The sequence below is a fragment of the Bacteroides sp. AF32-8BH genome (genome assembly GCF_003435205.1).
GTDB classification, from domain to species: domain Bacteria; phylum Bacteroidota; class Bacteroidia; order Bacteroidales; family Bacteroidaceae; genus Bacteroides; species Bacteroides ovatus.
On sequence record NZ_QVLZ01000002.1, the window covers coordinates 129,915 to 150,419 of the forward strand.

Below are 20,505 nucleotides of genomic sequence, written 5' to 3' on the forward strand. Positions count from 1 at the left end.
CGGCGAATGGAGGCATATAATGATGCTTGCAACCATTTGACCATACAAATAGTTTGAAAATTTAGATATAGAAAATAACTCTGACAAGAGTATGTCAGAAAACATAAGGGATAATCTGTAATGAGAGGAAGGCTTACAGATTATTTACAGAACGGAATCCTTATGGAATGAAAATGAGTTAAACATCCAATTATTTCTTTTAGTTTGTGACAAAGATAGGGTTTTAGCTGCAAAACTCAATGATAACTTGATTGAAAAAAGACTGTAAACCTGTATTTTAGCAAGAATAGTCAAATAGGAATATGTTTATATATCCGGTTGCATGGATGAGATTGATCGTCCAAATTGATTGAAACTACATTTTTTTGAGTTATTTTTGTCGAATATTAAATACAAATCTCTCATTTAATGTATGATACCGATGAAAAGCAAATTATTACTCACATGTACCATCCTGTTTTTCTGTTCCTCTTTTCTGTGCGGACAGAATCAATCTTCTAAAGTGGCAAACTCTGTTGAAACGAATAATGGATGCATCCGGCACCCGTGGCAAGGAAAAAGAGTGGGATATTTGGGAGACTCTATTACAGATCCCAACTGTTATGGTGACAAGATAAAGAAATACTGGGATTTTCTGCAGGAATGGCTGGGAATCACTCCTTATGTATATGGTATCAGTGGCAGGCAATGGAATGATGTGCCCCGGCAAGCCGAGCAACTGAAGAAAGAACACGGCGAAGAAGTAGATGCTATCGTGATTTTGATGGGTACGAATGATTTTAATGACGGTGTACCTATTGGAGAATGGTTTACGGAAACAGAAGAACAAGTGATGGCAGCCCGTGGGCAAACCCAAAAGCTGGAAATCCGTAAGAAACGCACTCCTATAATGGATGGAAGCACGTATAAGGGACGTATAAACATAGGAATCAATAGACTGAAACAACTCTTCCCGGACAAGCAGATTGTGTTGCTGACCCCGTTGCACCGTTCACTGGCCAATTTTGGAGAAACGAATGTGCAACCGGATGAAAACTACCAGAATAGTTGTGGCGAATATGTGGATGCCTACGTGCAGGCTGTTAAAGAAGCCGGCAATGTGTGGGGAGTCCCCGTGATTGATTTTAATGCGGTAACCGGATTGAATCCGATGGTGGAAGAACAACTGATTTATTTCTACGATGCGGGATATGACCGTTTGCATCCCAGCACGAAAGGACAGATACGCATGGCACGAACGCTGATGTATCAGTTGCTTGCGTTGCCTGCTACATTTTAAATAGGCCGGACAGAATTCTATGAAATTGTACACTATTCTATAGTACATTTTCTGCAAACCTGTAATTTTGTCTTCTATAAATAATAGAACCTATGAGACATAAACTTCTGTTTTCTTTTTTCATCTTTTTAATAGTTGCTTTACCGATTCGTAGTAAGGATTTTGTTTTGACTTCCGGTCAAACAGTTGTCATCGCTTGCAGCCCTTCTGAAGAACAGGTTGTACGAACCGCATTGGAGATGCTGGGGCGTGATATTCAGACAGTATTGTCGTCGACTACCCAAACGAATGAAAAAACAGGTGAAATTGTGATAGGAACGGTGGGGCAGAGTGAGCTTATCAGCCGGACCGGCATAGATGTTTCTGCGTTAAGAGGCAAGAAGCAGGCTTTTCTATTACCTGTTTCTCCGGAGGGGAAATTGGTAGTAGCCGGCAGTGACAAACATGGTACGGCTTATGGAATACTCGAAATATCCCGTTTGTTAGGTGTCTCTCCCTGGGAATGGTGGGCGGACGTAACTCCGGAAAAGAAGAAACTTTTTAAGCTATCTTCCAAATTCCAAAGTCTTCAGGCTCCTTCGGTGGAATATCGGGGTATATTTATTAATGATGAAGACTGGGGCTTGATGCCATGGAGCAGTCGGACCTATGAACCTTCAAAAGTGAAAGGTGAGATAGGCTCGCGTACCAACGAGCGTATTTTTGAACTCTTACTTCGTCTGCGTGCCAACACCTATTGGCCTGCAATGCACGAATGTACACTTCCATTCTTTCTGACTAAAGGTAATCGGGAAGCTGCCAAGAAATATGGTATCTTCATCGGTGCTTCCCATTGCGAACCGATGGCCTGCAATGCTGCCGGTGAGTGGAGTCGGAGAGGAGAAGGCGCCTATGATTATGTAAATAATGCCCCGGCTGTTTATAAGTTCTGGGAAGACCGTGTAAAAGAGGTGGCAGATCAGGAAATACTCTATACGTTGGGTATGCGTGGTGTACACGATGGCAAGATGCAGGGAGCGAAGACGGTGGAAGAACAGAAGGCCGTAATAGATCGTGTGTTTGCAGATCAACGCGGGTTGATTGAAAAATATGTTGATAAGGATGTAACTAAAGTCCCGCAGGTTTTTATCCCTTATAAAGAGGTACTTGACATTTATCATGCCGGATTACAGGTGCCCGATGATGTAACATTGATGTGGTGTGACGATAACTATGGCTATATCCGCCATTTCCCTACGGCCGAAGAATGCGCACGTAAAGGAGGGAATGGAGTCTATTATCATGTTTCTTATTGGGGACGTCCGCACGACCATCTCTGGTTGAGTACGATGAGCCCGTATCTGATTTTCCAACAAATGAAGCTGGCTTACGATCGAGGCATACAGAAGATGTGGATACTGAACGTCGGAGATATCAAGCCTGCCGAGTATCAGATAGAGTTGTTTATGGATATGGCCTGGAATATAGAAGCGGTGGCCTCGGAAGGAGTGACCTCTCATCTGAAACACTGGCTGGAACGGGAATTGGGAGCTTCGTGCGCAAAGGCAGTATTGCCTGTGATGCAGGAACACTATCGTCTGGCCCATATTCGTAAACCTGAATTTATGGGAAATACGAGGGAAGAGGAGAAAGATCCTGTTTATCGTGTTGTCAAAGATCTCCCATGGAGTGAAAAAGAAATCAACGGACGTTTGCAGGCTTATGATAAATTGTCGGAGACAGTGGAACGGGCAGCTTTGAAAATCCCATCCGGCAGACAAAGTGCCTATTTTGAATTGGTGAAATACCCGGTGCAAGCTGCTACACAGATGAACCGGAAATTGCTGTATGCCCAATTAGCCCGCCACGGAAAAGCGGACTGGGAGAAAAGTGATCTTGCCTATGACAGCATTGTAGTATTGACAAAACAGTATAACTCACTGGAAGATGGAAAGTGGAACCGCATGATGGATTTCCAACCCCGAAAACTCCCCGTATTCAATCGCGTGGAAAGAAAAACGGCTACTTCTCCGATGATGAAAGAGCGTGTAGCTATCTATAAATGGAACGGCTTGGATGGGAAGAATATCCCGAATAGTAAGACCTTGAATGCGCGGAAAGGAACTTCTGCTATTTGTGAGGGCCTGGGATATGAAAGCAAAGCGACAGGCATTGACAAGGGAGATGCACTGATGTTCGCTTTTGACAACTGGAAAACAGACTCGGTAGAGGTTGACATCCGCTTGTTGCCTAATCATCCTGTGGGAGGAGATCAATTACGTTTCTCAATATCGTTGGACGATGCAGCGCCTGAAGTGATCTCTTATGAAACGAAAGGACGGAGTGAAGAATGGAAAGAGAACGTGCTGCGCAATCAAGCCATCCGAACGGTTCGACTTCCGGTATCCGGAAAGAAGTCCCACAAATTGGTAATCAAGGCATTGGACGAAGGAGTGATATTAGACCAGGTGATGCTTTATATGCCTTCGCCTACTGGTGAGTAACTGCACGGATCACGAACCATGCATGATGCGCCACGGTTCCAATCAGCCCGTAATGCTTTGCCATGATCCGAAATCTTTCTTTGAGGGATGCTTTCTGATTCCGGGTAGTCATTCCCTCCTCCAGATAGTCGATGATTGTCAGGTGGGTATTGTGCAAAGTACGTGCTTTCTTCATGATGCGGATGCACCAGTCGAAATCTGCAGAAAAGCGATATTGCAGATTGTATGGCCCTACGAGCGTGTGGCGGGGGAAGAATGCCTGGTGGCAGACTAACATTCCCTGTTTGAAACTTTTCCAGGTGAGCGTTTCAGGGGCGGACAATCTGCGCATCCGCAGGAAATGCCTGTCCTTGTCTACGATAGCGGTTTCTCCGTAAAGTATATCGGGCAGTTCATTGCCGTTGATGGTGTGCACCATTTGTTGCAGCGTATCATCCTCATGAAAACAGTCGCCTGCATTCAGGAAACAGAGATAATCACCGCTGGCAAGGGCGATGCCCTTATTCATAGCGTCATACAGTCCTTTGTCGGGTTCGCTGACGACGGTGTGTATGCGTGACCGGTAGCGGTTGATAATAGAGAGGGTTCCATCCTTGGAAGCTCCATCCACGATAATATATTCTATATGATGATAGGTTTGTGAAATAACACTTTGAATCGTGTCTTCCAATACCTTTTCAGCATTGTATGTCACCGTAATGATAGAGAACTTGGGAGTAGGATGGACACTATGCATATTTCCCCGTTATTTTATTGTAGACATCTGTATATTTCTTTGCAACGATACTCTCCGAATAATTACCCAGAACCTTGCGGCAGGCCTGTGCAGAGAGTTCGTTGTATTCCGGTTCCGTCAATATCCAATGTATGCCGTTGGCAAAATCTTCCGAGGATTTGTATTGTGCCACGTAGCCGTTGTGCAGATGATCGATCATTTCGGGGATACCTCCCACATTAAAACCGACACAAGGCACTCCACAGGCCATTGCTTCCATAATCATATTGGGAAGATTCTCTTCCAGAGACGGGATGGCGAAGAGGTCTACGGCATTGTAGATATTCACTACTTCATGCTCATTTTTGATATAAGGGAGCGGGTATACATGGAAAGGAAGTTGTTCCTGTAACTGCTGCGACTGGTTGCCGAATACGACTACACCCAGTGAGTCTTTCCATTCCGGATGCTTTTCTGCTAACAGTTTGCATGCCCCAATCAGATAGTCGACCCCTTTTCGTTTATCGGTGATCTTTAATGAGCCGAACAAAACTAGTTTCTTACCTTCCGGCAACATGAATTTGGCACGCGCTTCCTTCTTGTTCATGGGTTTGAACAAGTTGGTATTAATAGCGTTCGGAATATTGGTCACGCTTTTCCCTTCAAATAATGCACTGGTCTGGGCTTGTTCCTTCAGCCAATGGCTGCACGTGACGAAATGAATGGGAGCGTAGCTGTATAACTTTTGTTTTTTGCGGAACGTGCGATAGGATAAATCCTTTCGTCCCCCGCCTTTGTAGATGTACGGACAGTCGTGACATTCCTGCTGATAGTTGTTGCACTCCCGTGCGTAATGGCAGATGCCGGTGCATGGCCACATATCGTGCATGGTCCAGACTACGGGTTTGCCGGAGGTCAGTATCTTTCGTATATCGTTCAGTGAGAGCATTCCCTGGTTGATCCAATGCAGATGGATCACGTCGGCCTGGCGGAATTCCGGGAGTGAGGTGATGTCTGTACCTGTGTTGGCGATGTCTACGTCAAACAAATGGTAACGCCGGAAACGGTTGGCACTCCAGATCACAATCCGTTCCCACATGAACTTCCACACTTGCAACCAGTTACTTTTTAAGCGGACAACACTGATTTGGTCGGTCTGTTTGTCACGTACCAGCATTTTGGCTTTGATGCCGTTGTTTTTCAGTGACTCCATCAACCGGCTTGCTGCGATGGCTGCTCCTCCTATTCGTTCAGATGTATTTATAATCAGGACTCTCATGGGCAAAAGTTTATGCAAATGTACGGTTTTTAGAGGAAATGTTTGATATTTCCAGCAAGCTTTCTGCTATTTCGCGTGAAAAGATTTCGAGGTTGAAACGTTCTTCCGCCAGTTTGCGGGCATTCTCTCCCATGCGCCGTGCCTCTTCGGGGTGGTCGGCGATGTAGCGGATAGCGTCTATCCAGCCTTGTACGTCGTTATATTCTACGGTGATACCTATTCCTTCCTTGTCGATGTCTATTTCGAAGTTGGGGTTGCGCGAACAGATGACGGGGATGCCGAGGGCGAATGCTTCCACGAGCGTGGTCAGTCCTACGGTATAGGGGAAGTCCAGGCAGCAGATCACGATACAACTTTTGCGTGCCACCAGTTTCCCCAGTTCGTAGGGAATCACTCCGTCGGTATAATGGATGCGAATGGAGTCGGGCAATGCATACGGGTCGATGATCTTTTTATAGTTGATGTTACCGCATGAGACGGCAATGTACAAATCCAGTTTCTCGTTCGTTGCGGCAAATGCCTGGAGCAAGGTGTCTACGTCCCGGTTTTCTTTGCCGGTGGAGATAAATCCTTCGGGCTTCCGGTCGGGCATTTCTGCAAGCAGGTGGTCGTAGAAAGGAAGATCCGGTCCCCAATGGATGAGTTTCAGTTTGTGGGACGGTGCTTTCCGGGTTTTCTGCGAGTCCTGAATCAGTTTCCGACTGAACAGGAACATTTGGTCTATACCTTTGTAGAAAAGGCGGGAGATTTGTTCGCGCCACGGTTTGGGATTGGTGACGACAGCCGTATGATGCCAGATCACGATGGGCTTGCGGTACAGTCCCAGTGCACGGAGGAAGATGACGGGCTCTATACCCCGGAAAGAGGTGGCGTAGAGGACGTCGTATTTCTCCTTGCAGAAGAGAATCTCTTTGGTGGCGTAAAGCATGAGTTTCAGACGGCCGGAGAAATATTTGCATTTGTGCATCACGGAGTGTATTCCGTAATTCTCCAGTAAAGGAAGTCCGTATAAGATGTGTCCGGGGAATTTATATTCTTTCCATTCCTCGTAGCTTTCCCGTGTGAGGCGGGTATGGTAAAAATAAATAGTAAGCAACTTATTTAGTGGTGCTTGTTTCTTTTCAGCCATTTGTTGATTCGGTTTTTGACAGCTTTCGTAATGATGGAGAAATTGCCGTATTTCAGGTTGAGGAACAGTTCTTCGAACGAACGTCCGATCTTGATCCACGGATGATCCCAGCCCATGATGCGGTAAACGCTCTCTTTGTAGGCAACGTTTTCGATGACGTAGCGGGGATGTTTCAGTGGAAAATCCACCTCATAGCGCTTCATCGTGAAGATGCGGCGGTAACCTTTGGGCAGGGTATGAATCGAGCCGGCGAAATGGGTGGAATCTGCCGTTGCTCCCAAGTTATTAATCATGTTGCGGGTAGGCACGATGCTTAGCCCGGAGTTGAACAGTATGGAGGCGTGGAAGATCGTTTCATAAAAGGCTTTCTGCTGTTCCCGGTGACGCTGGCACATGTAGATAAAGTCGCTCCGGAATTTGCGTTCCTTGATAAGCTGTTCCAGTTGTTGCATATTGAAGGAGTCGTCCAGGAAGTTGTAGAACTCATCCCATTGGTCGACTACCCGTTTCCAGCTTGCCCATCCCCAGATAGAGAAGGTGGTGGTAAAGAAATAGTCGTAGGGCATATCTTGGGTGATTTCTTCGGGGTTAAATCCGGCAATCATGCTGATGCGGGTGTCATATTCGTATTTATCCAGCATCTCCTTGCAGAATTGGAAAAAGGAGACGGCGGGCACATCGTCGTCTTCCAATACGATGCACTTGTCGACTTTCGAAAAGGCCCATTTCTGCGAAATGTACTCCGAAGGGTCGCAGCCGAAATTCTTTTCCTGATAAAGCCGTTCTACTTCACATTCCCAGTCTATCTGTGATACGATTTCACGGCAGGCTTTTATTCCGGGCAGGTCACGTTCGTTTCGTGCTCCGTCCTGATAGAGGAAGAGGCGGGACGGACGCGCTTTCTTCACTTGCTCGAACACTTGCGACAACTGTTGCGGGCGGTTGAAGAACAGGATAAGTACCGGGACGTCTACTAAAGCGGATTTCATATTCATAGTTCTTGTTTTGGGGTTGTACTGAATGACAGGGCGGCAGGATAGTGGTTGTTCACTTTTTCCTGCTCTTCTTCTGTAAATCGATGCAGGGTTGGATAGTTGTAACGCAAAAATCCTTCCAGGTCGTCGGGGGCGGTCACTGTGAGAGGGCCGAATTTCACGGGTTGCAGGTGGCGGATGCTTTCTACGGTTACGTGGTCGGCAGTGGCCATTACGTTGTTATAGTAACGGGTGTTTCGTGAGTTGAAACAGCTTTGAACTGACACCAGCATGCGGTAGATTGCTTTTTTAGAGAAAAGTAGGTCGACTACCCTGTTCAGGAAACAGGAGAAGGCTCCCCGGTTCGTGGGGTTCTCTATTTCACATGTACCGAAGTGTTTCCACATCCATATCTCTTTTCCCATCAGGCAGCATTTGAGGAAGCCGAGTGCTTCGGATTGTATTCTTCGCAGCAGCTTGTTGTCGGGAATTTTGTCGAATGGGAATATATCGACAAAAATGCCCGGATGCATCGGGACATTCTTGAACATTTCTTCTACAAAAAGGGTGTCGTTTTTCTTGACTTTGGCAAAATAATACGGGGTATGAGGGTTTGTCTCTATCCATGAAAGGAAGTAGGAAGGACCCAGTTCCCCGGGAGCTACTTTCAGAAATTTGTTGTAGTTCTCCCGCGTCATGCCTATGTCAATATCATCATCCCAGGGGAGAATCGCCTGGTCGTAGAGTGCACCGATTGCCGTGCCGCCAATCACAAAATAGGGAATGTTGTGCTTCTGACACACCCGGATGGTTTCTCCCAATATGTCGTAGAGTTCGGCATGTAATAAATCAAGCTCTTCGGCTGTATATTTCTTGTTCATCGGAAATGGTTAATGCACGTTGTGCTACAAAAGTAGTAATTATATTGCTAAGTTACTATAACTTTAAGTTTCCTTGCATAAATTCGGTGGCCACTTGTCCGCGTCCCGGTATGGGAAGGACGGATGCTTGCGGAAAGTCCTTGAGCAGACAGTCTGCCGGATTGATGTCCGGATAGAATTTCTTCAATAGGAACAGGCTGGGGCCGGTGGTGATGCTTCCTATAAAGACGGAGGCGTCCATCAATATCTGTATCGAGGAAAGGAAACGTGCCATTTGTCTTTGTTTCAGCTCTTTGGTGGTCTGCGTGAAAGCGCTGTTGACGTATCCTTTTTCGTCGGGGCTGCAAAGGGTGTACCAGTGTATGTCCGGGGCAAGGGTTTGTACTTGTTCGAAAAGGCGGTAATCATCCGTTAATACAAAGACGTCGCGTAGGGCGGTCTTTTCTTTAATAAGCCGTATGTAATGTTCCGGTGGAAGCAGGTTGGTTTCAGTGATCTTGTCTCCTCCCCGTATCTGGCATCCTGCGTATTGGGGTGGAAGTTGCAGGTCGGCGGCACATTGGCGACATTCCTGTGCGGTGGTGTCGTTGAGTTTCCAAGTGATTTCCGTCAGTTTTTGGAAGGTATGGAGATAGTCGCCGTCTATTCCCAGTTCGGGAATATGGAAGTGCTGATTGGGGTTGAATGTCAGTTGAAAGTTGAGCAAGACCGGCTTGCCGTATGTGAAAAAGGCAATCGTTTTTCCGATGATGTTCTTACAGGTTACTTTCAGTTTCCATTTCAGTAACTTCGTCTTAGGCAGCTTTTTGTCTTTCATCAATGCCTGCCAGGAGGGGAGGCGATGGGTGTTATAAGTGTGATGAAACGGTTCGTGCACTTGCTCGCAGAAGGGGGCGAAACAATCTTCCCAACCTTTTTCCCATCCGAAGTTGGCGTCGTCGGAGTAGAGCTTGAACTGTATTTTGTGTTGCAGGCAATAAAGCATTGCGTGAAGCATATAGGTATATTCGGTGAAGAAACCGGCATCTATACCTATGTGATAAATCATCGTCTTTTTGAAAGAACTATTCAGAAGATGGTATCGGGTGGCAAGGTCATTTGGGTTCATGTGTCTTCTTTTTGATGAAATATTGAATGCTTTCTTTAAAAGTAACCGATCGGCTGCCCCACATGGTTGCTACGTAGAGTGCTGCAGCAAGCACTATCTTGCTTGCCAGGCGGAGATAAATATTCTCGATGGAGCGGGTGGTGTAATAGGTGATTACCATAACCGTAGCCGCAATGGCAGCATAAGGAAGTATGTCCATCAGGGCATGGCGAAGCTTCAATCCTATTTCCTGCCATACAAAGTAGTGCCATGTCAGTAGCCACAGTATGTTGATGGATACATAGACGGTGAGCATGGTAAAGATCCCATAAGAGTGGGCTAATAGAACGCTTGACAGTAAGATGATGCCGAGCGCTATGGTGTTCCACATATAGATGCGGGATTTTCCTTTACTGATAATCAGTTGTTGATAGAGGTATGCGATGGGAGCAAAGGCTCCGCTGATACACAGTATTTGCATGATTAATATGCTGGAATACCACTTGTCGGTGATGGTGATGATAATCAGCTCTTCCGATACGATTCCCAATCCCAACATGGCGGGAAACGAGACAAAAGCGGTGAAACGCAGCATTTTGCGAAATACCCGTTTTTGCCGTTCAAGGTCGTCGGACACTTTGGTGAGTACCGGTTGCGCTACTCCGTTTATCATGCCGGAGATGAAGAGTTGTCCCATGCCGCACCATTTATTGGCTTGGTTGTAATATCCTACTTCTTTTTCGCTGTAGAATTTACCCAGTATCACGGAAAACAGATTGTTATTGATGTGATTGAATACATTGGTAACCAGTAGTTTCCCACTGAATCCGAACATTTCCTTAATCGGGGTGAAGTTGAACTGCAAGCTTGGTCGCCAACGGGTGAAATGCCAGTAACAGGCTGTGTTGATGGTTACGTAAACGATGCTTTGCGTAGCAATTCCCCAATAAGAGAAACCAAAGTAGGCAAGAGTGACTCCGGTGATTCCGGACACGGTGAGTCCGATAACCGAAGACAATGCCCGCTGTTTGACCATCAGATTACGCAGGAGATAGGCACTGTGGGATATTCCCAGACTGGCAATGAAGAAGCCGATAAAAGAATAACGTGCCAGTGGTGTCAGTTCGGGAGTATCGTAAAAGTCAGCGATAAGCGGTGCACAGAGGAATAACAGCAGGTACAGCGACAGACTGATGGCCGCGTTGAACCAGAATACGGCATTGTAATCATTGTGCGTCACTTCTTTCTTATTAACAAGGGCAGCTGTGAAACCACTTTCTTGTATCGAGCTGGCAATGAGGGAGAAGATGGCCAACATTCCCACCATTCCATAATCTGACGGAGTGAGTAATCGCGCGAGGAATATTCCGAAAAGTAGGTTTAGCAACTGCTGTATGCCGTTGCTGAATCCTCCCCAAAATAGTCCTTTGGCTGTCTTTTCTTTTAGTGACTGATTCTCGCTCATGTTATTTGCAAAGAATACATGAAAAGGCTATGCGTGATGATAGCTTTTCATGTATTCCCTATTCTAGTTTTATTATTTTACTTCGCTGCCCGGCTTCACTTCACGTCCCGGCATGATAACTGCCAGACTGCCGTCGTTGTTTTCGGCACTAAGAATCATGCCTTCGCTGACGATTCCTTTCAGTTTGCGCGGAGCGAGATTAGCGATGAAGCAAACTTGTTTGCCTACCAGCTCTTCCGGTTGATAATGCTTGGCAATACCTGATACGATGGTACGTGTCTCCAGTCCGTCATCGATTTTGAATTGCAGCAATTTATCCGCTTTCGGTACTTTCTGACATTCAAGAATGGTACCTACACGGATATCCAGTTTCGTGAAGTCGTCGAATTCGATGTTCGGGCGGATAGGATTAGCTTTGTAGTTGGCTTCTTCATTTGCCTTCTTTGTATCGAGCAGCTTTTGTACCTGTGCTTCGATAGTAGCGTCTTCGATCTTCTCGAACAATAACTCCGGTTTGTTTAACTGATGGCCTACAGGAAGCAGGTTATCTTTTCCCAGTTCAGACCATTCGAAAGTATCCATGTTCAGCATTTTGCGGAGTTTTTCCGAGCTGAACGGCAAGAATGGGTCGAAGGCGATGGCAAGGTTGGCAACCAGTTGCAGGGAAATGTTGAGGATGGTTCCTACACGTTCCATATCTGTCTTAGCCAGTTTCCACGGTTCGGTGTCGGCCAGGTATTTGTTTCCGATACGTGCCAGATTCATGGCCTCTTTCTGTGCATCGCGGAATTTGAATACGTCGAGCAGTTTTTCTACTTCTGCTTTCACGTCTGCGAATTCTTTCAGCGTTTCCTTGTCGTAGTCGGTTAAGCTGCCCTGTGCGGGTACGCGACCGTCGAAGTATTTTTGAGTCAGCACCATTGCACGGTTTACGAAGTTGCCGTATACGGCTACCAGTTCGTTGTTATTGCGTGCTTGGAAGTCTTTCCAAGTGAAGTCGTTGTCTTTCGTTTCCGGTGCGTTGGCGGTCAGTACGTAGCGGAGTACGTCTTGCTTTCCGGGGAAATCAGCCAGATATTCGTGCAACCATACGGCCCAATTGCGGGAAGTAGAGATCTTGTCTCCTTCGAGGTTGAGGAATTCGTTGCTCGGCACGTTGTCCGGCAGGATATAGCTGCCTTCTGCTTTCAGCATGGCAGGGAATACGATGCAATGGAATACGATATTATCTTTTCCGATGAAGTGAATCAGACGCGTTTCTGGATCTTTCCACCATGTTTCCCAGCTGTCGGGAAGAAGTTCTTTGGTGTTGGAGATGTATCCGATCGGAGCGTCAAACCATACATAGAGCACTTTTCCTTCTGCTCCTTCTACGGGAACAGGGATACCCCAATCAAGGTCACGGCTCACGGCACGTGGTTGCAGACCCATGTCGAGCCAGCTTTTGCATTGACCGTATACGTTCGGACGCCATTCTTTGTGATCTTCCAGAATCCATTTGCGCAGCCATGCTTCGTGTTTGTCGAGAGGAAGATACCAGTGTTTGGTTTCTTTCATTACCGGTTTGCTACCGCTGATGGCGCTTTTCGGGTTGATAAGATCTGTAGGAGAAAGTGAGGTTCCGCACTTTTCGCATTGGTCGCCGTAAGCGCCTTCCGAATGGCAGTGGGGACATTCTCCAGTGATATAACGGTCGGCAAGGAATGTTTTTGCTTCCTCGTCATAATATTGTTCAGACGTTTTTTCGATGAATTCTCCTTTATTGTACAATGTTTTGAAGAAATCCGAAGCCAGTTGGTGATGCGTCGGTGAAGTGGTGCGGCTATACACGTCGAATGAGATACCGAATTCTTCGAATGATTTTTTAATCAGTGAATGGTAACGGTCTACTACATCCTGCGGAGTAATTCCTTCTTTTTTGGCACGGATCGTGATAGGTACTCCGTGTTCGTCCGAACCTCCGATGAATAATACATCTTCTTTTTTCAGACGCAGATAACGCACATAAATATCTGCCGGTACGTATACACCCGCCAGGTGACCGATGTGGACAGGCCCGTTCGCATACGGAAGTGCCGATGTGACGGTGGTTCTTTTGAATTTCTTTTCCATTATATAGTGTGATTTTTGTTGTTTTCAGCTTTGTAATGTGCAAAGATAGTGACTTTTCATCACAGATTACACGGATTAACACAGATTTTTCATTCTCATAGTCGGGGGTGTCTCATAAGAATGATGTAAATTTGATAGCTATTCTAACATAAAGCTATTTACTGATATGTTGGATTTATTCTCGCATGTTCTGTTTTTAAGATTAAAACAAAATATTAGTATCTAAACTTCGTCCTAATAAAATAAATAATGTATAAGGTATTGTAAGAATATGCAGAAACAACTATATGAATTTGAATATAAATAAGTAAATATGTATAATTATTGGCAGAATTGAACACCGTTCCTTTTAAAGGAAGCTTCTGTTGCTTTTAAAGGAACGATTCATTGGTTAGAGAGAAACATGTCTTTGCTTTTAAACAAAGAGATAAAAGTTTTTTTTAGGTACAAATTTTCTTCTGGTTGCTCCTGAAATAGTGAGATACTAATAGTGTTAATTTGAAATGTGGAATTGAGATAATTGATCCTTTTTTATATATAGTCTTTTTGAGCTATTAATTTAATTCGTTTTAATCTCTATTTCGTGTGAATTTGAAATTTACAAATGGTCTTTCTTTCCCTTTCTTGATACATCTTGGTCTTTGTGGCGTATATTTCAGATTCTTTATTAGTTTTATATCCGTTTTTTCTGCATAAAAATAATTTCATCCCTGATGATCAGAATTTCATGAAGAGATGACGGCTTCATTTTTCAAAAAGTTAGTATAACCTATTTGTAATCTTAATCTTTTTCTTTTTTACAGTTTGTTTCTATATACAATTCTTCCCTTTTTCTTTCTTTTTTCTCATAAGAAAGAATATATTTGTACCTAAGTTAAACGAAAACCAAAGCATGATATGATAACAACCCAGTTGCTTCGTCCTGAAAGCATTGTTGTAGTAGGGGCATCGAATAATGTACATAAGCCGGGTGGCGCAATATTAAAGAATTTGATAAATGGAGGTTATCAGGGAGAACTTCGGGCGGTGAATCCGAAGGAGAAGGAAGTACAGGGAGTTCCTGCTTTTGCGGATGTGAGCGACCTGCCGGATACGGATCTGGCAGTGTTGGCTATACCTGCTGTAATGTGTCCCGATATTGTGGAAACATTGGCCAGCAAGAAGCAAACCAGGGCATTTATCATACTTTCTGCAGGTTTTGGTGAAGAAACCCACGAAGGAGCACTGTTGGAAGAGCGTATTCTGGAAACAGTCAATAAATACGGAGCCTCATTGATTGGCCCTAATTGCATCGGATTGATGAACACATGGCATCATAGCGTGTTCAGCCAGCCAATTCCCAATTTAAATCCGAAAGGGGTGGACTTGATTTCCAGCTCCGGTGCTACGGCGGTATTTATTCTCGAAAGTGCCGTTACAAAAGGTTTGCAGTTCAATTCAGTCTGGTCGGTGGGAAATGCCAAGCAGATTGGCGTAGAAGATGTATTGCAATTTATGGATGAGAACTTCGATCCCGAAAAAGACTCTCATCTAAAACTGCTTTATATTGAAAGTATTCAGAATCCGGACAGGTTGTTATTCCATGCTTCGTCTTTGATTAGAAAAGGATGTAAGATTGCGGCAATCAAAGCCGGAAGTTCGGAGAGCGGAAGCCGGGCGGCGTCTTCCCATACAGGTGCAATCGCCAGTTCCGATTCGGCAGTGGAAGCATTGTTCCGTAAAGCGGGGATTGTACGTTGTTTCTCTCGTGAAGAATTGACTACTGTAGGTTGTGTGTTTACTCTGCCCGAATTGAAAGGGAAGAATTTTGCTATTATCACCCATGCCGGAGGTCCGGGAGTGATGCTGACAGACGCCTTGAGTAAAGGCGGACTGAATGTTCCTAAACTGGAAGGAGAAATAGCCGAAGAACTAAAAGCCCGACTGTTCCCCGGTGCTGCCGTTGGGAATCCTATTGATATTCTGGCTACCGGAACACCGGAGCATCTGCGTCTTTGCATCGACTACTGCGAGGAGAAACTCGACAATATAGACGCCATGATGGCCATCTTCGGAACTCCGGGATTGGTTACCATGTTTGAAATGTATGACGTGCTTCACGAGAAGATGCAAACTTGCAAGAAACCGATTTTCCCTATACTTCCTTCGATTAATACAGCCGGAGCGGAGGTTGCCGCCTTCCTGGCAAAAGGACACGTGAATTTTGCAGATGAAGTGACCCTGGGTACTGCCCTTTCCCGCATTGTCAATGTTCCTAAACCTGCAGTTCCTGAAATAGAACTGTTCGGAGTAGACGTTCCGAGGATTCGTCGCATTATCGATTCTATTCCGGAGAATGGTTATATTGCTCCCAATTACGTACAAGCATTACTGCATGCTGCCGGTATTCCGCTGGTAGATGAGTTTGTTTCCGATAATAAAGAGGAGATAGTAGCCTTTGCCCGTCGGTGCGGATTCCCGGTAGTTGCCAAAGTTGTTGGTCCAGTGCATAAATCGGATGTCGGTGGTGTAGTTCTGAACATCAAAAGCGAGCAACATCTGGCACTGGAATTCGATCGTATGATGCAGATTCCTGATGCTAGGGCAATTATGGTACAGCCGATGTTGAAAGGTACGGAATTGTTTATCGGTGCGAAATACGAAGAGAAGTTCGGTCATGTAGTGCTTTGCGGTTTGGGAGGTATTTTTGTGGAGGTGCTGAAAGATGTGTCTTCCGGTTTGGCTCCACTTTCCTACGAAGAAGCCTACTCAATGATTCATTCTCTGCGTGCTTATAAAATCATTCAGGGAACACGGGGACAAAAAGGAGTCAATGAAGATAAGTTTGCTGAAATTATTGTTCGTTTGTCCACTTTGTTACGCTTCGCTACAGAAATCAAAGAAATGGATATAAATCCGCTTTTAGCTACGCAAAAAGCCGTTATAGCAGTTGATGCGCGTATCAGGATAGAAAAATAGGACTATTCTTTCATTCATTGAGACATATTTACTATCTTTCCGCTATGATTTTGCCTACATTTGGTAACTCAAACGGAAGGATAGAAAACACGTATGTTTATGAAGAAAGTTCTAATACTTTTAATCTGTTTAATAGGCTATCGGATAGGCTGCCATGCACAGATGGCGGACGAACATTACTATTTTAAAAATCTTAGTGTACAGAACGGGTTATCCCAAAATACGGTCAATGCGATTTTGCAGGACAGGCAAGGCTTTATGTGGTTCGGCACCAAAGATGGTTTGAATAGATATGACGGTTTGTCATTCCGCAAGTTCAAACATGATGACCGCACACGGCGGAGTATTGGCAATAATTTTATCACAGCACTTTATGAGGATGCGAAAGGAGATATCTGGGTAGGTACGGACGTCGGACTTTATATCTATCATCCGGAAAAAGATTCTTTCCGGCATTTTGCTGAATTGAGCATAGAAAATACGAAAATTGAACATACCGTAACTGCAATTTCCGGAGACAATAAGGGATGTGTCTGGGTAGCGGTAGAGTCACAGGGATTATTTTGTTATGATTTGGAGGAAGGAAAGCTCCGGAATTATACATTGAAGAACTTTCCTTTTATCTCCACCAATGTTCAGTCTTTTGTTTTCGATAATAGCGGAACTCTTTGGATTGGTTGCTATGGTGATGGACTTTTCTTTTCGAAAGACCGTTTGCAAACCCTTCATCCTTATGTCTCGCCTGTAGACAATCAAAAAACTTATGAGAATGATGTCGTGATAGGCCTGGTGAAAGGAGCATATAATTGTCTATATGTAGGCTCTTTAAAGGGAGGAGTAAAAGAACTGAACCTGACCTCTAACAAACTACATGACTTACTTTCAGAGGATGAAAATGGAGAGTCTGTTTTTTGTCGCGAACTGCTGGTCGCTTCTGATAATGAATTGTGGATTGGTGCAGAATCGGGACTCTATATTTATAATCTTCGAATGGGTAAATATGTTCATTTGCGCAGTTCGATCAACGACCCTTATTCTTTGTCCGATAATGCTATTTATTCCTTGTGTAAGGATCGAGAGGGTGGTATCTGGATTGGATCTTATTTTGGAGGTGTGAACTACTATCCGCGTTTTTATACGTATTTTGAAAAATATTATCCCAAAGGAACAGATAATGGTTTGCATGGAAAACGGGTACGTGAGTTTTGCCAGGATAATCAGGGTATTCTGTGGATTGGTACGGAAGACGGCGGTTTGAACTGTTTCAACCCGAAGACCAAGACTTTTTCCTTTTTTACCCCTAGCAGTGCTTTTACCAATGTGCATGGTCTGTGTTTGATTGATAACCATCTTTGGGTAGGAACCTTCTCAAAAGGAGTGAAAGTAGTAGATACGCGTACGGGAGCTATCGTGAAAACCTATCAGAAAACAGACTCTCCCCGTTCATTGATAGACAATAGCGTGTTCTCTATTTGCCGCACAACGACGGGTGATATTTATCTGGGTACTTTATTCGGTTTGCTGCGATACAACAGACAATCTGATGATTTTGACCGGATACCGGAACTGAACGGCAGGTTTGTATATGATATAAAGGAAGATTCCGGTGGTAATCTATGGCTGGCAACTTATGCAAATGGAGCTTATTGCTACAATGTGAGCGAAAAGAAATGGAAGAACTATTTGCACGATGAAAATAATCCGAAGAGCCTTCCGTATGACAAGGTATTGAGCATCTTTGAAGACTCTCACCGGCAAATCTGGCTGACTACCCAAGGAGGGGGATTCTGTCGTTTTCAGCCGGATACGGAGACTTTTGCCAATTATAATTTGTCGGCCGGATTGCCGAACGATGTTGTATATCAGATTGTGGAGGACAAAGAAGGATTTTTGTGGTTGACAACCAACAACGGTCTGGTTTGCTTCCAACCTACCACCGGAGTGATGAAAGTATATACCACCTCTAATGGCTTGTTGGGCGACCAGTTTAATTATCGTTCAAGCTTTGAAACCGAAGATGGTACGATCTATCTGGGTAGCATCGATGGTTTTATCGCTTTTAATCCCAAGAATTTCTCGGAGAATAAGTTCATTCCGTCTGTTGCCATTACTGATTTCTTTCTGTTTGGTAAGGAGGTGTATGCCGGCGAACCGGGATCTCCGTTAGAGAAGAGTATAACTTTCTCCGACCAGCTTGTGCTCCAGTCCAATCAGAATTCTTTTTCTTTCCGTGTAGCAGCGTTGGATTTCCAGGCTCCGAAAACGAGCCGGATTATGTATAAACTGGAGGGCTTTGATACGGATTGGCTGACGGTTGGCGAAAGCCCTATCGTTACTTATTCCAATCTTCGTTACGGTGATTATACCTTCCGGGTAAAGGTTGCTAATAGCGACGGTGTATGGAGTGACGACGAAGTGTCATTAGGGGTACATATTCTTCCTCCTTTTTACCTCTCTATATGGGCGTATTGTGTGTATGCTCTGCTGATTATCGGCTGCTCCCTGTATACGGTTATGTATTTCAAGAGACGCAGTAACAGCAAACACCGCAGGCAGATGGAGAAATTCGAGCAGGAGAAGGAACGTGAAGTTTATCATGCAAAGATTGATTTCTTTACGAATGTGGCCCACGAGATACGTACACCGTTGACGCTGATTAAAGGTCCTTTGGAAAACATCATATTGAAGAAACAGGTCGATGCGGAAACGAGGGAAGACTTGAATGTAATGAAGCAGAATACGGAACGGTTGTTGAACCTGACTAACCAGTTGCTTGATTTCCGTAAAACGGAAAGTCAGGGATTCCGCCTGAATTTTGCGAAATGTAATGTAACGGAGGTGCTGAAAGAGACTCATGTGCGTTTTACTTCCCTTGCCAAACAGAAAGGCTTGGAGTTTACTTTGCAAGTGCCCGAGGAGGATTTCTATGCGCATGTGAACCGGGAGGCGTTTACGAAGATTATCAGTAATCTGTTGAATAATGGGGTGAAGTATGCTGAAAGCTACGTACACATATCTTTGGAAGTGCCGGAAACGGATGACAACAATTCATTCTGTATTCGTACGGAGAATGATGGAGTGATTATTCCCAATGAGATGAAGGAGGAAATATTCAAGCCTTTCGTTCGTTTCAATGAAAAAGAAGACGGCAAGGTGACTACCGGAACAGGAATCGGCTTGGCTCTTTCCCGTTCATTGGCTGAACTGCATCAAGGGACTTTAGCTATGGGAGAAGGGGAAGAAAATAATACCTTCTGTTTGATTTTGCCGATTGTTCAGGACATGACAATAACCTTAACCCCGGAACCGGAAGTTGAAATAGACAGGATGAATGAAATTCCTGTTGGAGAGACGGAAAAGAAAGATAACCGGCCTACAGTGCTGGTTGTAGAAGATAATCCGGATATGCTTGCCTTTGTAGTGCGTCAGCTATCGAAAGAATATACTGTATTGACTGCCACTAATGGTGCGGAAGCGTTGCAAGTGTTGGATGGTAATTATGTGAACTTGGTGGTTAGTGATGTTGTGATGCCTGTGATGGATGGTTTTGAATTGTGTAAGACGATCAAGTCAGATTTGAATTATAGCCATATTCCCGTTATTTTGTTGACTGCGAAGACGAATATCCAGTCTAAGATAGAGGGAATGGAATTGGGAGCAGACGCATATCTGGAGAAACCTTTCTCTGTGGAATATTTGCAGGCTTGTGCTTCCAGCCTTATTCAGAATAGAGAGAAACTACGTAAGGCTTTTGCACAGTCTCCTTTTGTGGCTGCCAATACGATGGCGTTGACAAAAGCTGACGAAGATTTTATAAAGAAGTTGAATGAGGTTATCCAAGTGAATTATAGTAATCCGGAATTTAGCATGGATGATATGGCGGATAGCCTGAATATGAGCCGTTCCAATTTCTATCGGAAGATAAAGGGCGTCTTGGATTTGAGTCCGAATGAATATCTTCGTCTGGAGCGTTTAAAGAGAGCTGCTCAATTATTGAAAGAAGGAGAAAACCGGGTAAATGAGATTTGCTATATGGTAGGGTTTAATTCTCCGTCTTATTTTGCCAAGTGTTTCCAGAAGCAATTTGGAGTGTTACCCAAAGATTTTGTAAGTTAATATTAATTTATAGCTATAAAGATAAGG

The 20,505-nt window shown here is 44.6% G+C and carries 12 protein-coding genes; 4 read left to right on the forward strand and 8 right to left on the reverse strand.

Features of this window, described 5'->3' with window-relative positions; genetic code table 11:
* Positions 1 to 421 precede the first annotated feature (421 nt).
* A complete protein-coding gene (locus tag DWZ47_RS01945) occupies positions 422 to 1,279 on the forward strand; it encodes an SGNH/GDSL hydrolase family protein (protein ID WP_004302573.1) in 858 nt (285 codons plus the stop codon).
* A gap of 92 nt (positions 1,280 to 1,371) precedes the next feature.
* Complete coding sequence (locus DWZ47_RS01950; protein WP_004302572.1) at positions 1,372 to 3,762, forward strand: glycosyl hydrolase 115 family protein; 2,391 nt, start codon at positions 1,372 to 1,374, stop codon at positions 3,760 to 3,762.
* Here DWZ47_RS01950 and DWZ47_RS01955 read toward each other — a convergent pair.
* The 8 genes from DWZ47_RS01955 to metG form a co-directional block, all read right to left on the reverse strand.
* Positions 3,749 to 4,498, reverse strand: coding sequence for a glycosyltransferase family 2 protein (locus DWZ47_RS01955; protein WP_117512179.1), 750 nt, complete (start codon positions 4,496 to 4,498; stop codon positions 3,749 to 3,751). The two genes, DWZ47_RS01950 and DWZ47_RS01955, sit on opposite strands and share 14 nt — an antisense overlap.
* Entirely contained in the window at positions 4,491 to 5,756 is a 1,266-nt protein-coding gene (locus DWZ47_RS01960) for a glycosyltransferase family 4 protein (protein WP_004296595.1), read from the reverse strand. The genes DWZ47_RS01955 and DWZ47_RS01960 overlap by 8 nt, the downstream gene beginning before the upstream one ends.
* A 10-nt stretch (positions 5,757 to 5,766) precedes the next feature.
* A complete protein-coding gene (locus DWZ47_RS01965) occupies positions 5,767 to 6,885 on the reverse strand; it encodes a glycosyltransferase family 4 protein (RefSeq protein ID WP_004296594.1) in 1,119 nt (372 codons plus the stop codon).
* Positions 6,858 to 7,880 carry a hypothetical protein gene (locus DWZ47_RS01970; RefSeq protein WP_004311137.1) on the reverse strand — a complete coding sequence of 341 codons (1,023 nt, stop codon included), beginning with the start codon at positions 7,878 to 7,880 and terminating at the stop codon, positions 6,858 to 6,860. The genes DWZ47_RS01965 and DWZ47_RS01970 overlap by 28 nt, the downstream gene beginning before the upstream one ends.
* Positions 7,877 to 8,740 (reverse strand): phosphorylcholine transferase LicD, encoded by an 864-nt coding sequence (locus tag DWZ47_RS01975; protein ID WP_117512180.1) that lies wholly within the window; start codon positions 8,738 to 8,740, stop codon positions 7,877 to 7,879. Before DWZ47_RS01975 ends, DWZ47_RS01970 begins: the two co-directional genes overlap by 4 nt.
* Positions 8,741 to 8,795: 55 nt before the next feature.
* Complete coding sequence (locus DWZ47_RS01980) at positions 8,796 to 9,848, reverse strand: hypothetical protein (protein WP_032845728.1); 1,053 nt, start codon at positions 9,846 to 9,848, stop codon at positions 8,796 to 8,798.
* On the reverse strand, positions 9,835 to 11,292 hold the full coding sequence (locus DWZ47_RS01985; protein ID WP_008646566.1) for a lipopolysaccharide biosynthesis protein: 1,458 nt from the start codon (positions 11,290 to 11,292) through the stop codon (positions 9,835 to 9,837). The genes DWZ47_RS01980 and DWZ47_RS01985 overlap by 14 nt, the downstream gene beginning before the upstream one ends.
* Positions 11,293 to 11,364: 72 nt before the next feature.
* Complete coding sequence (metG, locus tag DWZ47_RS01990; protein WP_008646565.1) at positions 11,365 to 13,404, reverse strand: methionine--tRNA ligase; 2,040 nt, start codon at positions 13,402 to 13,404, stop codon at positions 11,365 to 11,367.
* Between the two features lie 897 nt (positions 13,405 to 14,301).
* Here metG and DWZ47_RS01995 point away from each other — a divergent pair.
* Both DWZ47_RS01995 and DWZ47_RS02000 read left to right on the forward strand, forming a co-directional pair.
* Positions 14,302 to 16,362: an acetate--CoA ligase family protein gene (locus DWZ47_RS01995; protein ID WP_117512181.1), complete on the forward strand. Its 2,061-nt coding sequence runs from the start codon at positions 14,302 to 14,304 to the stop codon at positions 16,360 to 16,362.
* A gap of 99 nt (positions 16,363 to 16,461) precedes the next feature.
* A complete protein-coding gene (locus DWZ47_RS02000; protein WP_117512182.1) occupies positions 16,462 to 20,478 on the forward strand; it encodes a two-component regulator propeller domain-containing protein in 4,017 nt (1,338 codons plus the stop codon).
* Positions 20,479 to 20,505 lie beyond the last annotated feature (27 nt).